The organism is Alteromonas sp. 14N.309.X.WAT.G.H12 (genome assembly GCF_036697315.1).
GTDB lineage: Bacteria > Pseudomonadota > Gammaproteobacteria > Enterobacterales > Alteromonadaceae > Alteromonas.
Map to the genome: position 1 here is coordinate 1 of NZ_JBAHZB010000063.1, position 19,959 is coordinate 19,959.

The 19,959-nt window shown below is 45.5% G+C and carries 16 protein-coding genes and 1 pseudogene; 13 read left to right on the forward strand and 4 right to left on the reverse strand.

Annotated elements, in window-relative coordinates; genetic code table 11:
- The first annotated feature begins 2 nt into the window (after positions 1 to 2).
- From pyrD to rmf, 6 genes are all read left to right on the forward strand, one after another.
- Positions 3 to 860 carry a quinone-dependent dihydroorotate dehydrogenase gene (gene pyrD / locus V5298_RS14355; protein WP_332932136.1) on the forward strand — a complete coding sequence of 286 codons (858 nt, stop codon included), beginning with the start codon at positions 3 to 5 and terminating at the stop codon, positions 858 to 860.
- A 53-nt stretch (positions 861 to 913) separates the two neighbouring features.
- A complete protein-coding gene (gene rlmKL, locus V5298_RS14360; RefSeq protein WP_332932137.1) occupies positions 914 to 3,013 on the forward strand; it encodes a bifunctional 23S rRNA (guanine(2069)-N(7))-methyltransferase RlmK/23S rRNA (guanine(2445)-N(2))-methyltransferase RlmL in 2,100 nt (699 codons plus the stop codon).
- Positions 3,010 to 3,243, forward strand: a complete 234-nt coding sequence (locus V5298_RS14365) for a glutaredoxin family protein (protein WP_332932138.1) — start codon at positions 3,010 to 3,012, stop codon at positions 3,241 to 3,243. The genes rlmKL and V5298_RS14365 overlap by 4 nt, the downstream gene beginning before the upstream one ends.
- Entirely contained in the window at positions 3,240 to 5,165 is a 1,926-nt protein-coding gene (gene uup / locus V5298_RS14370) for an ATP-binding cassette ATPase Uup (RefSeq protein ID WP_332932139.1), read from the forward strand. Before V5298_RS14365 ends, uup begins: the two co-directional genes overlap by 4 nt.
- A 12-nt stretch (positions 5,166 to 5,177) precedes the next feature.
- Positions 5,178 to 6,950: a DUF3466 family protein gene (locus V5298_RS14375; protein ID WP_332932140.1), complete on the forward strand. Its 1,773-nt coding sequence runs from the start codon at positions 5,178 to 5,180 to the stop codon at positions 6,948 to 6,950.
- Between the two features lie 290 nt (positions 6,951 to 7,240).
- Positions 7,241 to 7,417 carry a ribosome modulation factor gene (rmf, locus tag V5298_RS14380; protein WP_332932141.1) on the forward strand — a complete coding sequence of 59 codons (177 nt, stop codon included), beginning with the start codon at positions 7,241 to 7,243 and terminating at the stop codon, positions 7,415 to 7,417.
- 67 nt (positions 7,418 to 7,484) lie between these two features.
- On the opposite strand, the gene fabA is transcribed toward rmf, so the two are convergent.
- The gene (gene fabA, locus V5298_RS14385; RefSeq protein ID WP_332932142.1) at positions 7,485 to 8,003 is read right to left on the reverse strand and encodes a 3-hydroxyacyl-[acyl-carrier-protein] dehydratase FabA; all 519 of its coding nucleotides are present in this window, start codon (positions 8,001 to 8,003) and stop codon (positions 7,485 to 7,487) included.
- 130 nt (positions 8,004 to 8,133) lie between these two features.
- On the opposite strand from fabA, the gene V5298_RS14390 reads away from it, so the two are divergent.
- Positions 8,134 to 8,394, forward strand: coding sequence for a hypothetical protein (locus tag V5298_RS14390; protein WP_332932143.1), 261 nt, complete (start codon positions 8,134 to 8,136; stop codon positions 8,392 to 8,394).
- A gap of 139 nt (positions 8,395 to 8,533) precedes the next feature.
- Positions 8,534 to 9,967, forward strand: coding sequence for a deoxyribodipyrimidine photo-lyase (locus V5298_RS14395; protein WP_332932144.1), 1,434 nt, complete (start codon positions 8,534 to 8,536; stop codon positions 9,965 to 9,967).
- A 12-nt stretch (positions 9,968 to 9,979) separates the two neighbouring features.
- Here V5298_RS14395 and V5298_RS14400 read toward each other — a convergent pair whose 3' ends face one another.
- Positions 9,980 to 10,384, reverse strand: coding sequence for a MerR family transcriptional regulator (locus tag V5298_RS14400; protein ID WP_332932145.1), 405 nt, complete (start codon positions 10,382 to 10,384; stop codon positions 9,980 to 9,982).
- A 161-nt stretch (positions 10,385 to 10,545) separates the two neighbouring features.
- Between V5298_RS14400 and V5298_RS14405 the strand changes: the two genes are divergently transcribed.
- The 5 genes from V5298_RS14405 (at position 10,546) to V5298_RS14425 (ending at position 18,494) form a co-directional block, all read left to right on the forward strand.
- On the forward strand, positions 10,546 to 10,941 hold the full coding sequence (locus V5298_RS14405) for a hypothetical protein (RefSeq protein WP_332932146.1): 396 nt from the start codon (positions 10,546 to 10,548) through the stop codon (positions 10,939 to 10,941).
- A gap of 71 nt (positions 10,942 to 11,012) precedes the next feature.
- Positions 11,013 to 12,299 (forward strand): TolC family protein, encoded by a 1,287-nt coding sequence (locus V5298_RS14410; RefSeq protein WP_332932147.1) that lies wholly within the window; start codon positions 11,013 to 11,015, stop codon positions 12,297 to 12,299.
- A 48-nt stretch (positions 12,300 to 12,347) separates the two neighbouring features.
- Complete coding sequence (locus V5298_RS14415; protein ID WP_332932148.1) at positions 12,348 to 13,553, forward strand: efflux RND transporter periplasmic adaptor subunit; 1,206 nt, start codon at positions 12,348 to 12,350, stop codon at positions 13,551 to 13,553.
- Between the two features lie 14 nt (positions 13,554 to 13,567).
- Positions 13,568 to 16,681 (forward strand): CusA/CzcA family heavy metal efflux RND transporter, encoded by a 3,114-nt coding sequence (locus tag V5298_RS14420; protein ID WP_332932149.1) that lies wholly within the window; start codon positions 13,568 to 13,570, stop codon positions 16,679 to 16,681.
- 277 nt (positions 16,682 to 16,958) lie between these two features.
- Positions 16,959 to 18,494 carry a glucan biosynthesis protein gene (locus V5298_RS14425; RefSeq protein WP_332932150.1) on the forward strand — a complete coding sequence of 512 codons (1,536 nt, stop codon included), beginning with the start codon at positions 16,959 to 16,961 and terminating at the stop codon, positions 18,492 to 18,494.
- Between the two features lie 145 nt (positions 18,495 to 18,639).
- On the opposite strand, the gene V5298_RS14430 is transcribed toward V5298_RS14425, so the two are convergent.
- Both V5298_RS14430 and V5298_RS14435 read right to left on the reverse strand, forming a co-directional pair.
- Positions 18,640 to 18,993 (reverse strand): DUF4870 family protein, encoded by a 354-nt coding sequence (locus V5298_RS14430; protein ID WP_332932151.1) that lies wholly within the window; start codon positions 18,991 to 18,993, stop codon positions 18,640 to 18,642.
- 346 nt (positions 18,994 to 19,339) lie between these two features.
- Positions 19,340 to 19,959 (reverse strand): annotated as a pseudogene (locus tag V5298_RS14435) (porin); the annotation flags it as partial.

Sequence of the window (19,959 nt, forward strand, 5' to 3'; positions counted from 1 at the left end):
GTATTACCTTTCCTAATCCAGTGGGATTAGCGGCGGGTTTAGATAAAAATGGCGAATGCATCGATGCCTTTGCCAGTATGGGGTTTGGATTTGTGGAGGTCGGTACGGTAACGCCGAAAGGACAGCCGGGTAACCCTAAACCTCGACTTTTCCGTTTACCTGAAAAAGGGGCCATTATAAACCGCATGGGATTTAATAATCTCGGTGTGGATCACTTGGTAAGACAAGTCAAAAATGCCCGTTACAATGGTCCCATTGGCATCAATATCGGTAAAAATAAAGACACTGCCGAGGACCATGCGCTTGATGATTATCTGCATTGTTTAACCAAGGTTTATCCTTACGCCAGTTATGTCACAGTGAATATTTCCTCGCCGAATACACCGGGTTTACGCAATCTTCAATACGGCGAAGCACTGGACGGGTTGTTAACGGGGTTAAAAACCGCACAGGAGAAACTCTGTCAGACCCATGGTAAGTATGTCCCGCTGTTTATAAAGATTGCGCCGGATCTCAATGGTGAAGAAATTGACAGCATAGCCCGGTCGTTGATTAACAGTAAAATGGATGGGGTTATTGCCACCAATACCACCTTAAGTCGCGATGCGGTGCAGCACTTAAAGCATGGCAATGAAGCAGGGGGATTAAGTGGCGAAGTCCTTACACAAATGAGCCTGGAAGTGACGCAGAAGCTGGCGAAAGCATTAGACAGAGCCATTCCCATCATCGGTGTTGGGGGAATTCACGACGTACAATCAGCAAAAGACAGATTAGCTGCCGGTGCTTCGTTGATTCAGGTATACTCTGCGTTCATTTATCAAGGGCCATCCCTTGTACAAAAAATCGTAAACCAACTTTAAATGTTGTTTATTTTTCGTCTGTAACTGTATCGTTGCAGCACTGACTGGATATTATGAATCATATTATTGTCACTACCAGCCGCGGCCTAGATTCGTTGCTGAAAACTGAACTCGAATCCTTGTGCGACGGCATTGAATGCCGAGAATCACCTGGCAGTGTGCATTTTATTGGTACCCTGGAACAAGCCTATAAAATATGCCTTTGGTCACGATTGGCCAACCGTGTAATCTGGGTGTTGACGGAAGGAAAATGCGATTCGGCAGAGGATCTCTACCAAACGGCCATGTCCGTTGACTGGCAACAACACATGAAGGTGAGTGACACCCTCAGCGTTAATTTTCACGGTACCAACCGGGCAATTAAAAATACCCAGTTTGGTGCGGTGAGGATCAAAGATGCCATTGTCGATCAATTCGTAGAAGAACTGGATCAACGTCCGTCAGTGGAGAGACAATTTGCTGATTTCCCCATCTACGCCCGCTGCCATCGTGATAAAGTGACCATTGGTCTGGATCTTTCCGGTAACAGTCTTCATCAGCGGGCATACCGAAGCAAAACTGGGGAAGCTCCGCTGAAAGAGCATGTGGCTTGCGCCATGTTGGTTAGATCTGGGTGGACAGAAAATACCGATAAGCCTTTACAGGATATCTTTTGTGGTTCAGGTACCATTGCCATCGAAGCGGCATTGATTGCACGCAATATTGCGCCTGGTATGCAGCGTGCCTATTGGGGATTCTCCCGTTGGCTTCAGCACCGCGCCGACCTTTGGGATACCCTCATAAATGATGCGCTGGCACAACAAGTGCCCTGTCCAAGCAAGATCATTGCCTCTGATATCGACAGAAAACTCATCGCCATTGCGAAAAAGAACGCGGATCAAGCCGGGGTTTTCGGGGACATTGATTTTGTCGTCTGTGATGCACTATCGGCAACCCCTGGGGTAAACACGCCAGGCTATTTGGTGTCTAACCCACCATACGGAGAACGATTAGGGGAGCTTACCGAACTCATCCCGTTGTTTTCAGCATTAGGAAAGCAATTTAAAAATGCCTGGGAAGGCTGGCAGGTGTCCATTTTAAGCAGTAATCGGGATTTACTTCGGGTGTTAAAGCTACGGGCATCAAAAGAATACGCCATGAACAATGGCCGCCTAGAGTGTCGACTGGTCAATTACACCCTTGATGCTGATAATGTAAAACAATTTGGTGGTAGTGCTGAAAACCATGACTTTGCCAACCGATTAAAGAAAAACCTAAAACGCTTAAAAGGTTGGATAAAGCAGCAGGATACCAATTGTTATCGCATATATGATGCAGACTTACCGGAATACAACGTGGCGGTAGATGTGTATGGTGATTGGCTAGTTGTACAAGAATACGCACCGCCAAAAACCGTGTCGGAAGATAAAGCCAGAAGACGGTTACAGGAAGTGTTACTGCATTTACCGGCTGTAACAGGGGTTAACCCCAAACAAATTGTATTAAAAGTGCGAGCTCAACAAAAAGGCCGTAACCAGTATGAAAAACTGGATGAAAAAGACTCACGTTTAACGGTGTATGAAAACGGCGCAAAATTTGCCGTGAACCTCACTGATTATTTGGATACCGGGTTGTTTCTTGATCATCGGGATACCCGCCAAATCGTAGCGCAAAAAGCGAAAAATAAAGATGTATTAAATCTGTTTTCCTATACAGGTAGTGTGTCGGTACATGCTGCATTAGGTGGCGCAAAATCGGTGACCACGGTAGATATGTCAAATACCTATCTACAGTGGGCGAAAGAAAATATGCGTTTAAATAACATTCGCAGTGCCAATGCCTTTATTCAGGCAGACTGTACCACCTGGTTGAAAACCCACCCAGGGAAATACGATTTGATCTTTGTGGATCCGCCGTCATTTTCCAACTCAAAACGGATGCAAAGCACGTTTGATGTACAACGGGATCATGTCTCGTTACTTGCCGACGCATTCCGCTGTCTTAATCCCGGGGGGGAAGTGATTTTTTCCAACAACCGTCGCGGCTTTAAGCTCGATGATAGGGCCTTGGAAGAACTGGGATATTCGGCGATTACCGATATCACCCAAGCCACCATACCCGAAGATTTTGCCCGAAATTCTGCCATTCACAAATGCTGGGTTTTAACACGATGAAGCTGGCTTTTTATACCGGCCCCATGTGTCACTTGTGTACATTGGCCGAGGATGTGTTGAAGCAAACGCCCCAAGCGCAAGAATGGCAGATTACAAAAATTAACATCCGCGATGATACACATCTGTATCATCTCTATGGGGCTCGGATCCCCGTTATTAAACGTCTGGACAACGGTGCCGAACTGGGATGGCCGTTTGACGTAAAGCAGGCAGAAACGTTTTTATCATGAGTGTTATACAGTTAAAAAATACCACCGTTATTTATGGCGATCCCCCGTTACTGGACGGTATCGAGCTGATTGTTCACCCCAAAGAGCGGGTTTGTTTAGTAGGCCGCAATGGTAGCGGAAAATCTACCCTAATGAAGGTACTTGCCGGTGATATTATTGCCGACGATGGCCAACGTATTATCGATAGCAAGACAGTAATCGCACGCTTAGAGCAAGATCCTCCTCAGACGGTGGACATTTCACTATTCGATTATGTGGCCGAAGGTTTAGCCGATGTGGGGGAATGTTTAAAGCAATACTTCCATCAAACAAGAAAAGTGGCCGACGATCCCAGCGAAGCGAACCTAAACACCTTACAGCGGTTACAAGAAACCCTGGAAAGCCGGGATGCGTGGCAGTTTGAACAACAAATTGAACAAACCCTCACCATGCTTAAGCTGGATGCGGATATGTCATTGTCCACCTTGTCTGGAGGATGGCGACGTAAAGCGGCGCTGGCCCGGGCATTGGTACGTCAACCAGATTTACTACTTCTGGATGAGCCCACCAACCACCTGGATATTGAAATGATTCGCTGGTTGGAGCAAAGCCTTACCGGTTTTCAGGGCGCCATCGTGTTTATCAGTCACGACAGGGCTTTTATCCGTCATATGGCCACCCGCATCATTGATTTGGATCGTGGACACTTGGTAAGTTATCCAGGAAATTACGCAACCTATTTAGAAAAAAAGCAGCAGGATTTAGAAGTCGAAGCGGCGCAAAACGCAGAGTTTGATAAAAAGCTCGCCCAGGAAGAAGTGTGGATCCGTCAAGGCATAAAAGCACGTAGAACCCGTAATGAAGGGCGCGTGCGGGCATTAAAAAAATTACGGGAAAGCCGAAACGCCCGTCGGGAAACCCAGGGCAATGCGGTGGTCGCCCAACATACTGCGGCGCGCTCAGGGAAAATGGTCTTTGAAGTCAAAGAGGCCTCGTATGCATACGGTGATAAACCCATTGTACGAAATTTAAACTTAAATGTGATGCGCGGCGATAAACTGGCCCTAATTGGCCCAAACGGAAGCGGAAAATCAACCCTTATCAAACTCTTACTGGGACAAATTACCCCAGATTCTGGTACAGTGCGCCAGGGCGTTAACCTTGATGTCGCCTATTTTGATCAGCATCGCTTAGGATTAAATCTTGAGGAGAGTGTGATTGATGCCGTGGGTGAAGGTAAACGGGATCTCATGGTCAATGGTCATCCCAGACATGTTATCAGTTATCTGCAAGATTATTTGTTTACCCCGGACCGGGTGAACGCCCCGGTAAAATCCCTTTCAGGAGGGGAAAAGAACCGTTTGATGCTGGCTAAACTCATGTTAAAACCCAGTAACTTATTGGTTCTCGATGAACCCACAAATGATCTGGATGTGGAAACATTAGAAATGTTAGAAACCCTGCTTAATGATTATGAAGGCACGGTTTTACTGGTCAGTCACGACCGTGAATTTGTAGATAACGTGGCAAACAGTTGTTTGGTATTTGAAGGTGAGGGGACGCTTCGCGAATTTGTTGGTGGCTTTAGCGACGTGGAAGCCTGGTATAAACAAAACGGTGAAACGACGAGCGGTAAAGAGAAGGTAAAAGATGAAACTATTACGCAAAGCAATAGTCCTAAGCCAAAGCCTTCTGTACGTAAAGCAAAAAAGTTATCATATAAAGATCAGCGTGAGCTGGACTCACTACCCGCAGAGATAGAGAAGTGGGAAGGGCGGGTTAATGAACTTCAGGAAATGGTAAACGATCCTGAGTTTTTTAAGCAATCGACTGAGAGTACAGCCCAAACATTGGCTGAACTCGCGGAATCAGAAGAAACTCTGTCCCAGAAATATGCGCGCTGGGATGAATTGGAAAGTATGCTGGAAGACACTCAGCAGTAAATAGGATAATAGATGAAATTAACACAGCTAGCAGCAGCCATGGCCATGACCTACGTGTCGGCATCCTCCGTGGCAGCCACCTATTCGGTCACTCCATTGCCGATGTCAGATATCAGCGTTAACAACTTTGCTCAGTCTATTGATGACTCTGGTTACATGTTGACGATATCATCTTCTGAATACGATCCTCCCGTAGACTTTGAATTTCTGGAAGACACGGGATTCTTTACCAGCTATGCCACTTCCTTTGAAAGCTATAGCGACGTAATTCAAGGCCTGTTTTCAGATTACGATTACACCGTCATCGTCAGCACATTACTGTCTTTAAGCGCTACCGCAAGCAACGCCTATTCGTATCAGCATTTAGCGGTTTATCGCTCTTATCTGACCGATACAACCGATGCAGAACTGATCCCTGGATTAGACGAATACTCAGACACATTTGACGATTACGCGCAAGAAGTGGTGACTTACGCCCGTGATAGTCTTGATGGCGATTATATCGTGGGTACCACCGAAGGGCCATACTATGCCTTGGACTATGAAGATGATGACGGTGATGAATTAACCTATGTCCTAAATGATATTGAAGAAACCGCCTTTGTTAGCGTTCATGGTGAAACAAAACTGCTTAAAGCTGATGACGAGGATGCTAGAGATACGCTTAATGGCTTGAGTCAGGCTTTTGCTATCAACAATAATCTGCAAGTTGCAGGAAATAGCGCCATTGACTTTATCGACAGTATCGATACCGCCATTGAGAACTGTAAAGACGATGATACTCGCGGTGATGTGCCTATCGAATATTGTTATCGGAACATTCAGGTAGATGCGTCATCAGATAGCACCACCTACGGTTTTGACATCCCTGAAGTGGGTGATAGCAGTACACCAGGAGCCCACGTAAGAGCCACTGTTTGGCAATTAGATGGCAGTGGAAACGTGATTTCCACCGATACCTATCCACTGGTTTTTGAGCCCGATTCCAGCGACAGTTCGGCCTATTGGTCATTGGCCCGTGATATCAACGACAACGGTATTGCCGTGGGGGCATCTTCAACGGATGAGCTTAAGTACATCACTTATGCCTCTGGCTCTTCTTATGCACTGGAAAATGTTGCTGTAAGTTATTCCGATGGTGAAACCACGGCTATCCTCCCTGATGACGACGACAATATTCTTTCCGAAGCCCTTTCTATCAATAATGACAATTGGGTTACTGGCTATGTTTTACGTGCACCAAACGGCACCGCTCGTAACCGAATTTTTATCTATAACCTCGATACAGGTGAAGAACTATATCCGGAAGGCTTCTTTACCAATGCTGGGGCAAAAGGAAAGGCCATCAATAACAACAATATTGTGGTAGGCATTTCAGAATACGACTCAACGGTGGATACTAACCGAGAAACCCATGGTTTCATGTATGATATAGATGATGGTGAGATCATCGATCTTAATGATCTTATTTCCTGTGACAGTGATTACACCATTGTTGATGCCATAGATATTAACGATGACAATGAAATTATTGCCAATGCCCGATATCGTACTGACAGTACCTATGTGAACGGTGAAACGGTTATTGATAGTGAGGGTGAATCAACCACCATCGATACCATCGTCGCAGTTAAATTAACTCCTTTGTCCGGCGGCACCCTTGATACCTGTGACTCAGATGATGAAGATGACGACGATTCTTATGAGAGACAAGGCGCATCTCTGTCTTACTCTTGGCTTCTCTTCGTTGGTCTAGTGGCTTTCTTCAGACGTCGCACAAAATAAAAACAGTTAAATAGTAAAAAACCGCAGCTAGGTCTGCGGTTTTTTTATACATATTCAAACCAGTTTTAATAAACGTAATATTTATGACAAAAAAATGTAACAAAAAATCACACGTCGTTTCATGATGTTATATTTTGTCAATAGCGCATAATAATTAAAAAAGTTGAACCAATATGGAATATACACTATCTCATATAGTGTGCATGATGCTTTGATGGCTCCATCAAATATGAAGAGTGAGGAGAGCCTGAAAACGTCAGTGGCACATAACCAAAATATGAGGCTTATCAATGAAACGACAAAAAAGAGATAAATTAACGCGTGCTCACGCAAAAGGCTATCAGGCTGGTATCAGCGGTCGTTCAAAAGAGAACTGTCCATTCCAAGCGAATGATGCGAAATCGCACTGGCTTGGAGGCTGGAGAGAAGCGGTTGAAGACAGGAGTCTTGGCTTCAACGTGCGTTAAGCGTCTCTTTATCGTATAAGTGAAAGCCCCGCATTCGGGGCTTTTTTCATGGCTATAGAAAACAACGTTAGAAGTTTGACGTGTCTTGGAACAAGCCTACTTTAAGATCTTTGGCGGTATAGATAACACGACCATCCACTTCCACCTGACCATCTGCCAGTCCCATAAATAACCGACGTTTGACCACACGTTTCATGTTAATACGGTAAGTCACTTTTTTCGCCGTTGGCAATATTTGTCCGGTAAATTTCACTTCACCGACACCCAGTGCCCGTCCTTTACCTGGTCCGCCACTCCAACCGAGGAAAAAACCGACCAGTTGCCACATGGCATCTAAGCCAAGACAACCAGGCATTACAGGATCGCCAGGGAAGTGGCAATCAAAAAACCACAGATCAGGTTGTATATCTAATTCGGCGATAATTTCACCTTTTCCGTATTCGCCGCCTTCTTCGCTGATATGGCTGATCCTATCCATCATTAACATATTTGGGGCAGGTAACTGGCTGTTACCCGGACCAAACATTTCGCCACGACTACATGCAAGTAAATCGTCACGGTTAAAACTATTTTGTCTGTCGGACATGATATCCCTTTGTAGTTAGAATTACAGTGCTGTAATTTAGCGAACACTTGTACGCTAAACAACTCTGAACAGTTATTTATTCCATATTTTTACATGCTAAACTGAAGAGATAACGGAGAAATGACACATTATGACTAAAAAAAAGAAAGCGCAACCTTCTGCCAATGCCGAAAAACAACGTCGATTTAGAGAACGACAAAAAGCGGCGGGTAAAAAACTAGTGCGAGGCTATGTGACCCCCCAAGCCATGCAGTGCTATACGGATATCAGTGAAAAAACCGGATGGAATGACAGCGAAGTGTTATCTAATGCGTTACGCATAACCTATGCAGCCTACAAATGTGGACAAATAAGACTATTAAATCAATGGCTTAAAGAGCAGAGCCGTTAAGTGGGCATGGTCGCTGGCTGTACCTTGGTATTCATGTATTTTTAGCTGTGTAAGCGATACATCCGCGCGTTTTTACCCAATTGTTGATCCGTTAAACAGGCCATGACGTTATCAAACCTTTCTATTTAAGGAATACATTGTGACGGTTCCCACCAGTATTGTTTGGTTTCGCCAAGACTTGCGCGTTAAAGATAACCCAGCGCTAAATGCAGCCTGTGACTTTGGCAACATTGTGCCAGTTTATATCGATGATACTCGCTTGCCGGCATCTCGTATACCGGGCGGCGTTTCAAAATGGTGGCTACATCAATCGCTAACGGCACTGAATAAACGTCTTAACGAACACTTGATCATACTCGCTGGTGATCCGCGGGTTTTAATTCCCGCCCTCATGGATGCACTGTCCATCGACCATATTTTTTGGAATCGCTGTTATGAACCCTGGAATATTCAGCGTGATATCGCCATCAAAAAAACCATTTTAGATTCCGGCAAAACAGCCAAAAGTTTTAATGCTAGCCTGTTGTGGGAGCCGTGGGATATACAAAACAAATCAGGATTGCCCTACAAGGTCTTTACGCCCTTTTATCGCAAAGGCTGCTTACAGGCAGCTTCCCCCCGTTATCCGCAAGCCGCGCCCCCTCGTATTACCTACGCCAATATGGAAAAAAGCCACAAATACCTGTCTATCGACGAATTAGATTACCTGCCCAAGATCAACTGGTACGATGGCATTGCTAAAACCTGGCAACCCGGCGAAGAAGGGGCGGCTTCCCGCTTAGCCACTTTTATCGAGGATGCCGCTGCAGAATATAAAGCGAACCGTGACTTTCCATCGGTGCCGGGCACATCCATGCTTTCTGCACACTTACATGCTGGCGAAATTTCCCCCCATCAAATTTGGTACGCCCTTAAAGGGGCATTTGGCGATGGGGAAAATACTGGCATAGATACCTTTCTCAGTGAGTTAGGGTGGCGGGAATTTGCCCATCATCTTGTTTATCATTTCCCTGACTTTTCCGAAAAGAATTTCAATCAAAAATTTGATCAGTTTCCTTGGCGTAGTGATGACGCTGATTTTGATAAATGGAAAACAGGGATGACAGGGATCCCCATTGTGGATGCCGGCATGCGAGAGCTTTGGCATACTGGCTTTATGCATAATCGTGTGCGCATGGTGGTGGGTTCGTTTTTGGTAAAAAACTTACTCATGGATTGGCGTAAAGGGGAAGCCTGGTTTTGGGACTGCTTAGCCGATGCAGATGTTGCCAATAACACTGCAGGTTGGCAATGGATAGCGGGCTCGGGTGCCGATGCATCACCTTATTTTCGAGTCTTCAATCCTGTTTTACAGGGAGAAAAATTCGATAAGGAAGGCGCTTATGTGAGCCAATGGTGCCCTGAACTTAAGAATTTACCGGCTAAATACATTCATAAACCTTGGGAAGCCAGTAAGGCGGTTTTAGAAGACGCCGGTATCAGGCTAGGAGAAGATTACCCACTACCTATGGTAGATCTCAAAGTCACCCGGGAACGGGCTTTACAAGCCTTCAACGAAATTAAAGGCAAATAGTCTTTTTCCCGGCTATGACGCCTGATGTGTGGTAGCACGGAGTTTTTGCAAAATACCACATTGAGACACGGTGTCGTTGCCACAGGAATGGGCAAGTTCACTTAACGTCGCCTCAAGTTCCGTTAATTCTTTAAGGCTGCGTCGTACCCGATGAAGTTGCTTTATGATAATTTCATCGATATTCCCGCAAGAGGAATGTTGTTCGGCCTGAGTATTGACCAATACTTTCAATTCTTTAATAGGGATCTGCAAATCACGACAGCGACGAATAAACACCAACCTGTCAATGTCCGGCTTCTTATATTCTCGATAACCGTTGGCATCTCGCTTTGCAGGCGGTAACAAGCCCACATCTTCATAATAACGGATGGTTTTAGGGGGGAGCCCCGATTGTTTAGCGACTTGGTGAATTTTCATAGGTATTGACCTTCCAGTTACTGGAAGGTTTAGGATAACGTTTTTTGCTGTGGGAAAATAGATCCTGTGATTATATGTGTTCCTGTCTGTTCTTTGTGTAATATCAATTTGTTAGCAGACACCCGTTACACAGATCATGTGAAAAAGCGTAATCCCCGCCGATGAACATGCGCAGCTCACCCAATAATACAAAATCACTTTCTTTCTTTTTGATAGCAGCTTTGCTGTTTCAATTAGTCTTTGCGTCAACGGCATTGTGCAAAGATGGTCGTGACGACGACGTCATTGACATCTCTCTTGTGCAGCACAATAACACCTTAATAGACTCATCCAGCTGTCTTAATACTGATGGCAATCAGTGTCCAATTGCGCTTCAGGATGACGGGACCTGTGAAGAACACTGTGATCATTGTGGGCATTGTCATAACTTACTGCTTGGCCCTGCTATTTGGGCCAACAAAACCCATGTGTTGGTAAAGTCTACTTTACTTGCCAATCCCCATGTTTTAAAAATCAGCAGCTTAGCAGCGATCATTTATCGTCCTCCCATCCTGTAGTCCTTTTCGTTAGCAGCATTGCCCTGTAGCCGGCAAATTTAGTCATATCATCGTAAAGGACAAGCAAGATCATGCTGGATAAAATCCGATCATTACATTGGCAACCACTGTGCGTGTGCCTGTTAGTATTCTTTGTAGTCAATTGTGCGCTCAGTACTGGTGCAAAAGCACAACCCCCATCATCGTCACTGACCCTTGCTAAGGCCGTACAAATGACCCTGGCACAACACCCTCAATTGCGGGTTTTTAAATGGCGGGTGAGGGCGCTGGAAGGACAGCGACAATTTGCAGCTCAAAGGCCCGCTTATGAACTGGATCTGGAAGCAGAAAATATTCTCGGCAGTGGTGATTTTGAGGCGGTGGACGCCGCGGAAATCACCCTTGCGGTTTCCTCTGTTATTGAACTTGGCGATAAACAGCAAGCGCGCACGGCTTTTGTGGATTCACGGCTCGCTTATGTAGAAGTGGAAAAGAAAGTGGCTGCGTTGGATCTTATCGGTGAGGTTACCCAGGCATTTATTACCACTCTGTCTCTTCAGGAGAAGCACGCCATTGCCAAAGAAGCCACAACGCTAGCACAACATACCTATCAGCAGGTGCTTATGCGGGTTAATCGCGGTGTGACGCCTAAAGCAGAAGGCTTGCGTGCAAAAGCCGCGTTGGCTCGTGCACGGTTAAAAGAATCCGAAATTAAGGCCCGTTACGAAAGCAGCAAAGTCATCCTAGCTAGCTACTGGGGAGCAAATCAATTGTCCTTTACTCAGTTAGGCGGTGATCTTTACGCGTTTAATGAAGTCCCGACGTTTAATGTGCTTTTGCAACGGGTTAATGCCACGCCGGCGATAGAACGCTACGCTAGAGAAGCTCGGGTACGGGAAGCAGAAATGCAGCTAGCCCTTAGTCAGTCGGATAGTGATTTACGCTGGCAAGTTGGCATCAAACGCTTTGCAGCCACTGACGATAGTGCTTTTTCCGTGGGGGTATCCATGCCCTTGTTTGCACAAAAGCGCAATAGGGGAAATGTGCAGGCGGCGATAGCCGCTAAAAATCAGGTTAAAGATGAAAAACAAGCCGCCTTGCTCGCATTGCGTGCCCGTCTATTTAAAGCTTACACCCAGCGGCAACAACAACAGCAAGGATTTAAACAACTCAAGCAGGAGGTTATCCCGCTTTTAACCGAGTCCCTTGCCCTTACTCAAGACGCTTACGAAAAGGGCGCATATTCATACCTTGATTGGGCCATCGCCCAACAAGCGCTGTTAGATGCTCGCATGACCTTAGTGGATGCAGCAACGTCGGTACTGCTTAATCAGGCCCTCATAGAACAACTGACTGCCCAACCATTAAATATTCGCTAACCCGATGCTTGGCAACCTATACCGATTTAACAAGGAACGCATTGAAAAATGAAAACTCTCTTCTTGATTTTTTGCCTGACTCTACCTTTATCGTCTTGGGGATCAGGGGAACATGATCATCATGACGACGCCCATGACGAAGAACTGCAAGGCCCTCATGGTGGAATGCTTTTAATGAAAGGTGATGTTAAAGCCGAATTTGCCCTTATTCATGAGCAAGATGGCGCAGCGTTTCGCATCTGGTTATCACAAGGCACACAGACCATTGATAATGCAACTATGACCCTTATCTATCAACGTTTACACGAAGATCCTGTTACGGTGAATTTCCATAAACAGGGGGCATACTGGCAAGGAGATAAAACCGTTCACGAGCCCCATTCTTTTGAGCTGACCTTATCATTGCAGCTGCAAGGAAAACACTATCAATGGCAATGGCCTTCGTATGAAAACCGGGTAACTATCAGTAAAGAAATGGCCATAAAAAATGGCTTAACCTTTGCCACCGTCCAGTCCGGAGAGATTGCAAAAAAACTAAAAGTCTTTGGTCGCCTTACAGCATCGCCGGAGAATATTGCCAATATCCGCGCCCGTTTTCCCGGCGTGGTGCGGGCCGTTTATGTCAATATTGGTGACGCGGTGAAAAAAGGACAGAAACTTGTCACCATCGAATCGAACGCAAGCCTGCAAAACTACACCATCACATCGCCCATTGACGGTGTGATCCAGCATCGCAATGTGAATGTGGGTGAAGTGGCCGCCGACACAACACTTTTCACTCTGCTTAATATCAATTCATTGTGGGGTGAACTTAAAATATTTCACAATCAGCGTAAATACATAAAACCCGGTCAACAGGTACAAGTGATCGATGAAGACAACCTAGCCTTAACGACGATCCACCATATTATTCCCGGCCCCGATGATGCGCCTTATTTGCTGGCCCGAATAAAATTCGACAATGGTGATGGGCAACACATGCCAGGCGATCTAATCAGCGCCAATATTATCTTTAAGAAAGAGCAGGTGAGTCTACGTGTAGAAAACCATGCACTTCATGAACTTGATGGTCAAACTGTGATTTTTATTAAAGAAGGACAAAACTACGAACCGCGAACGGTGAAAACCGGACAAAAGGACGCCCAATTCACAGAGATTTTATCCGATATAGCCCCCGGTACGCCTTATGTACTGGACAATAGTTATCTCATAAAAGCCGACATCGAAAAATCCGGTGCCGGTCATACACATTAACCAGGGTGAGTGGCATGATTAATACCATTATACGTTTATCCATTACCCGACGTTACCTGATGCTAAGTCTGATTGTTGTGTTAGTGGGAGTGGGGCTATGGAGTTACAAACAACTGCCCATTGATGCCGTGCCGGATATTACTAATATTCAGGTTCAAATTAATACCAAGGCGCCCGGCTATTCTCCTTTAGAAACAGAACAACGGGTGACATTTCCCATCGAAACCGCCCTGTACGGCTTACCCCAACTGGAATACACCCGTTCTATTTCTCGATATGGGTTATCCCAAATTACGGTTGTTTTTAAAGAGGGCACAGATATCTACTTTGCCCGTAACCTTATTGATGAGCGCCTTGGTGCCATCAAAAGCCGTTTACCGGCGCAAATCGAGCCGACCATGGGGCCCATAGCCAGTGGACTCGGTGAGATTTTTATGTACACCATTGAAGCGGCGCCTGATGCCCAAAAAGCTGACGGTACTGCATTTGATGCCATCGCCCTGCGAGAGATTCAGGAGTGGATCATAAAGCCTCAACTCGCTCAGGTATCAGGCATTGTGGAAATTAATACCTTTGGAGGCTACAACAAGCAGTTCCATGTATTACCGGATCCCAAGCTATTGCTTGAGCATGAAATCTCCTTCAGTGATCTAGCCCATGCCTTACGAAACAATAATAATAATCGAGGGGCAGGGTTTATTGAACAAAATGGCCAACAACTGCTTGTACGCTTACCGGGACAACTAAACACCATTGCCGACATTGAACAAGTGGTGGTGGGAAAACACCACAATGCCCCGGTATTTGTAAAAGATGTGGCAGAAGTCGCTATTGGTAAAGAGTTGCGCTCTGGCGCAGCGACAGCTGACGGTAAAGAAACCGTGATTGGCATCGCCATGATGTTAGTGGGAGAAAACGCCCAACAGGTAGCGAAGGAATTTGCCGATAAATTAGAAGCCGTTAAAGCCTCTCTACCTGATGGTGTATACCTACGAACCGTTTATGACAGAACCGAACTGGTAAACAAAACCATTCATACGGTACAAACCAACCTGCTGGAAGGGGCGCTGCTGGTTATCGTGGTATTGTTTGTGTTACTGGGTAATTTGCGGGCAGCGTTGATTACTGCCGCAGTGATCCCATTGTCTATGTTAGCCACCCTGTTTGGCATGGTACAAACCGGTGTAACTGCAAATTTGATGAGTTTGGGCGCATTAGATTTTGGCCTGATCGTAGATTGTGCGGTGATCATTGTTGAAAACGGCATGCGCCGCCTTGCCAATGCCCAACAAAAAGGCCTACTACCGATAAAGCAACGTCTGGATCTGGTTTATGGTGCAACCGTTGAGGTGATCCGTCCGGCGTTGTTTGGCGTGGTTATTATTACCGTGGTGTATATTCCCATTTTCACCCTCACGGGCGTAGAAGGGAAAATGTTTTATCCCATGGCAGCCACGGTGGTAATGGCCCTTATTGCGGCTATGATTTTTGCTCTTACCCTTGTACCGGCTATGGTGGCGGTATTTATGAAAGGCAAGATGCCAAAAAATGACAATATGATTGTTCGGTACAGTAAATCCCTCTATAGGCCGGTATTAAAAGCCGTACTTAGAATGCGCCTGTTAATTGTATCTAGCGCACTTTTGCTCGTGGTAGCATCAACATGGCTGATGAGCACGTTGGGTTCTGAGTTTATTCCACAACTTGATGAAGGTGATATTACGCTACACGCTATGCGTATACCGGGCACCAGTTTGAGTCAATCGGTGGCGATGCAAAAAACCTTAGAAGATGTTTTGCTTGTGGTACCTGAAGTGAAGAAGGTTTTCTCCCGTATTGGTACGCCGGATATTGCCACGGATCCTATGCCACCCAATGTCACAGACACCTTTGTGCTACTTAAGCCTCGCAGCCAGTGGCGAAATCCAGATATGGCAAAAGAAGATCTGGTGGCCCTTATTGAAAAGAAGGCCAAGAGCGTACCGGGTAACAATTACGAATTTACGCAACCCATACAGATGCGCTTTAATGAATTAATCTCCGGTGTGCGCTCTGATCTTGGCATTAAAATTTTTGGTGATGATCTTTCCATCTTAAAACGCACCGCCGATAACATTTTAGCTGTGGTTAAAAACGTTGAAGGTGCTGCAGACGCCCGCGTTGAACAAGTCGAAGGCATACCCCTATTATCCATTGAACCAGATCGCACAGAATTGGCTCGCTACGGTCTGAATGTGGCCGATTTACAGTTTTTTTTGGCGGCAGCAATTGGCGGTGAAGGTGTGGGTGAAATATATCAGGGCGATCGCCGTTTTACTTTGGCCATTAGACTACCAGAGGGTATTCGTAACGATGTTCATCAGTTTGGTGCATTGCCTGTCGCCCTGCCTGACGGTGGCTATATTCCGCTAAGTGAAATTGCCCATCTTTCCATTAAACCAGCACCGGCTCAGGTTAGCCGAGAAAACGGTAAACGTCGCGTCGTTGTTACCACCAATGTGAGAGAACGGGATCTCGGCTCTTTTGTTGATGACGTAAAACAGCAAATTCAGCAACACGTTGAAATCCCCAGCGGATACTGGCTAGATTTTGGCGGCACCTTTGAGCAGCTCCAGTCGGCCAGTGCACGATTAAGTATTGTGGTGCCGGTAACCTTGGCCATTATTCTTGGTTTATTAGTCATGGCTTTTGGCTCACTTAAAGACGGGTTAATTATTTTTTCTGGGGTTCCCTTAGCGTTAACCGGTGGCGTGTTTGCTCTGTGGCTACGAGATATGCCCTTGTCCATCTCTGCTGGCGTAGGTTTTATCGCCTTATCTGGTGTGGCGGTGTTAAACGGTCTTGTTATGGTGACCTTTATTCGTGATCTTTGGCATAAAAACGGCGATCTATTGAATGCCATTGTCGACGGAGCCGTTATTCGTCTGCGTCCGGTGTTAATGACAGCCTTTGTGGCCAGTCTTGGCTTTGTGCCCATGGCCTTAAACACAGGTACAGGTGCAGAAGTACAGCGTCCCTTAGCGACGGTTGTCATCGGTGGCGTTATTTCCTCCACCGTTTTAACTTTAATTGTATTGCCAGCGTTATATAGCCTGGTACACCGTAGAAAAACGCCATCCCCGTTGTAAAGTGAAAGGGCCGGTTCGCCGGCCCCATTCACACAATCTGTTGACTTCTATTACCGCCCATAGCAGCACGCTTTTCAGTTTGGTTTTGTATATAAAAAAACAAATTTTGATCCAATTTCTAGGCCAAATAAGAATAAGTAGGGGTTTAGTGCAGTAACACCGGGCGATAAAACAATGATTAAAGAAAATAGTACATTGCTTTAATTCCCCTTATACTTTGCGCACTTAAAGGCATACTCACTTTATACAAAGCTTAATTTATTGGAGATCTCCTTATATGAATTTAACGTCTTCTATCGCGATTATTTTTTCTATCTCGATGTCAGTACAAGCAGCAACAAATAGCGATAAAGCTGAGTTTACCTTTGAAGATTTAAAAACAATGGCAAAAACGAATGCCGCTCAACCTTATGCGCCGGCCGTTGTACCGTCACCTGAGTTAATCGATAAGATTGATTATGATCAACATTGGAAGATACGTTTTAAAGAAGATGAGAGCTTATACGTTGATGGAAAAAAATCGCCGGTACAGTTGTTCTATCCTGGGCGGTATTTTCCCCAACCGGTAAGAGTGTATGTAAGAGACGATGAAAACATCGTTAGTGAAGTCCCCTTTAGCAATGATTTTTTTGATATGCCTGCCGATAGCCCGGCACACGATTTACCCGAGGGATTTGGGTTTGCCGGTTTTCGTGTAATGCGACCGGGCCTTAAACCCGATTGGGTTTCGTTCCTTGGCGCATCCTATTTTCGCACTGACGGCCCGGAAGGCCAATATGGACTCTCAGCAAGGGGCATCGCCATTAATACAGGAATGAACCAGCCGGAAGAATTTCCCCGATTTTCCGCTTTTTGGTTAGGCCCTGCCGAGAAAAAGGGCGACGATTTAACGGTTTGGGCGTTACTTGAAGGCCCATCGATTACCGGTGCATACCGTTTTGGCTTGGCGAAAGATAATAAAGAAGCAAAAGGTCACATAACGTCGGTGACCGCAAACTTGTATATGCGTAACGATGTAGAACGTTTAGGCATCGCACCGCTCACCAGTATGTATTGGTATTCCCAAAAAGAGAAAACCCTTGCCAAAGACTGGCGTCCAGAGATCCACGATAGTGACGGCCTTGCGATTCACACGGGCTCAGATGTGTATATTTGGCGTCCTCTGAATAATCCTAGTGCGGTATCAACTAACAGTTTTATGGATGAAAACCCAAAAGGCTTCGGGCTTATCCAACGAGATCGTGATTTCGCGCACTATCAGGATGATGGCGTATTCTATAATAAACGTTCCTCTGCTTGGGTAAAACCCATTGGCGATTGGGGTAAAGGCGCAGTGCAATTAGTCGAGATCCCAACGAAAGATGAAACTTTCGATAATATCGTGGCGTATTGGGTACCGGAAAAGCCCGCCCGTAAAGGCGATGAATTTACTTTTTCCTATGACATAGAGTGGCGTCCCAGTGATCCCAAACCGGCGAAACTGGCCACCGTAGTGAACACGCGACAGGGTTTAGGGGGCATACCTGGCCAACCTGTTCCTGAGGGCGTGAATAAAATGGTCATTGATTTTGAAGGGCCGGTATTAGAAGAATTAGATAGAGACAGTGGCGTCAAAGCCGTTGTTGAAGCCTCAAATGGCGAAATTATTGAACCCATTGGGGCTTATCCCGTTGTTGGTACTGAACAATGGCGTTTAACCTTTGATTATAAGCAAGACAATAATGATCCTGTGAGCATTCGCGCCTACCTTACTAAAGATGATAAAGCCATCACCGAGACCTGGGTAAGTGATGCAAAAGTCACGATAAAGTAAACACCTATCTATCAGCCGTTGGTCGGCTTCTTAAAGAAAAGGCGTGTATTGCAAAGGGAAGGGCGGTGTACGGTGAAGCAGGATGCTAATGGTAAGAAAACAAAAAACACGGAAGCGCTGATTGGGGCGCTTCCGTGTTTTAGTATTAAAACATCCAGCTGTCTGGATTTGGGTGTGCTTGTTTGTTTTCCAGTGCTTTCATGCCTTTAACACAGCGGACAATTAACCAGATCACCCAGAATAGGAGGACAAACCATCCTACGATAATAACGGATAAAATAGACCCTATAAATAAGTACAGAAAACCAATCCAGAAGGTTCTGATTTGGAATTTGTAATGGGACTGTAGCCATTCTGGCGCATCCGACTTATTAATATAGGCCATTACGACACCGATAATACCGGTGATCCCAAAAAAGAGCCCAACCAAATACAGTATGTATACAATTTTAGCGCTACTATCTGAGGTATTTGTTACTTCCGTGGGTGTTTCGCTCACCTTAATTCTCCTTTCTATAAATCCTACAAACTTATACGTGACGTGATGTCCATTAAGGACAAATTATGACAGTGTTTAAGCTAACATGACGGGCGGTATCAGAGGGAGTAAATATAACCTTGCTGTTATCCTCCTTGATACGTAAACGTTGAGAACACACAATAAGATTGCGCGTTTTTCGTTCTACTCCAACAAATTAGACAGTAAAACCCCCGTAAGCAAATGCAATTTGCTTACGGTAGACTGTATTAATATTGCAGGATTGTGTTTAAAAAGCAATGTGTTAGATAAATATATTAGCAATTAAGTACTAGTAATTATCTACACAATACTTCTACTTGAAGCGTTAAAAGGAGATATCCCACTGCAAGCGGTAGCGCCATTCGTGTACTGCGCCGATAAGATCTTCTTCATAGTTAAACCGGGTCGCATCAGCGGTAATCTTATTATTGTGGCCTGAAATAAACCAGTTAAGGGCCACGGCATGCTCGTATTGACGTGTACTGGCAGTTGAATCTGGCGTGAAGCGTGCGTAACGCGCTGCAACTTCAAGGGCTTTAGGCCATTGAGGAATCAATTGATGAAAAAAGTAACCCCCTTGTAAATAATAGCCCCGTAGCGTACGCACTTCACCAGATAGCCGATCCGTCACTTCCTTTTCGTGATATTCACCCTGACCATTAAAGCCTGCGTAGAAATAGGTCGCGTCAACCGTATGCTGTTTAATGGAATACTGACCATCCACACCTTCTTCAAATCCCGAGAGTTCACTGCCTCCTGAGGTAGAGAAGCGGGTATAGCGACTACGGTTCCAGGCGCTACCAAACCCAATACTCGCCATCGGCGTTTCTGAAATAGACACATCGCTGCCAGAGAAGGGGACTTCTTTCCCTAAAAAATTCCACTGCAAACGGGCAAAATAAAGCGGATGATGATCATCATCGCTATCTTCACCCCGTCCTGTAC

What these genes read in the sequence shown, in the direction of transcription:
- rlmKL (WP_332932137.1), top strand. Translation starts at nt 914, where the DNA reads ATGAATCATATTATTGTCACTACCAGCCGCGGCCTAGATTCGTTGCTG.
- V5298_RS14365 (WP_332932138.1), top strand. Translation starts at nt 3,010, where the DNA reads ATGAAGCTGGCTTTTTATACCGGCCCCATGTGTCACTTGTGTACATTG.
- uup (WP_332932139.1), top strand. Translation starts at nt 3,240, where the DNA reads ATGAGTGTTATACAGTTAAAAAATACCACCGTTATTTATGGCGATCCC.
- V5298_RS14375 (WP_332932140.1), top strand. Translation starts at nt 5,178, where the DNA reads ATGAAATTAACACAGCTAGCAGCAGCCATGGCCATGACCTACGTGTCG.
- rmf (WP_332932141.1), top strand. Translation starts at nt 7,241, where the DNA reads ATGAAACGACAAAAAAGAGATAAATTAACGCGTGCTCACGCAAAAGGC.
- fabA (WP_332932142.1), bottom strand. Translation starts at nt 8,003, where the DNA reads ATGTCCGACAGACAAAATAGTTTTAACCGTGACGATTTACTTGCATGT.
- V5298_RS14390 (WP_332932143.1), top strand. Translation starts at nt 8,134, where the DNA reads ATGACTAAAAAAAAGAAAGCGCAACCTTCTGCCAATGCCGAAAAACAA.
- V5298_RS14400 (WP_332932145.1), bottom strand. Translation starts at nt 10,384, where the DNA reads ATGAAAATTCACCAAGTCGCTAAACAATCGGGGCTCCCCCCTAAAACC.
- V5298_RS14405 (WP_332932146.1), top strand. Translation starts at nt 10,546, where the DNA reads ATGAACATGCGCAGCTCACCCAATAATACAAAATCACTTTCTTTCTTT.
- V5298_RS14410 (WP_332932147.1), top strand. Translation starts at nt 11,013, where the DNA reads ATGCTGGATAAAATCCGATCATTACATTGGCAACCACTGTGCGTGTGC.
- V5298_RS14415 (WP_332932148.1), top strand. Translation starts at nt 12,348, where the DNA reads ATGAAAACTCTCTTCTTGATTTTTTGCCTGACTCTACCTTTATCGTCT.
- V5298_RS14420 (WP_332932149.1), top strand. Translation starts at nt 13,568, where the DNA reads ATGATTAATACCATTATACGTTTATCCATTACCCGACGTTACCTGATG.
- V5298_RS14425 (WP_332932150.1), top strand. Translation starts at nt 16,959, where the DNA reads ATGAATTTAACGTCTTCTATCGCGATTATTTTTTCTATCTCGATGTCA.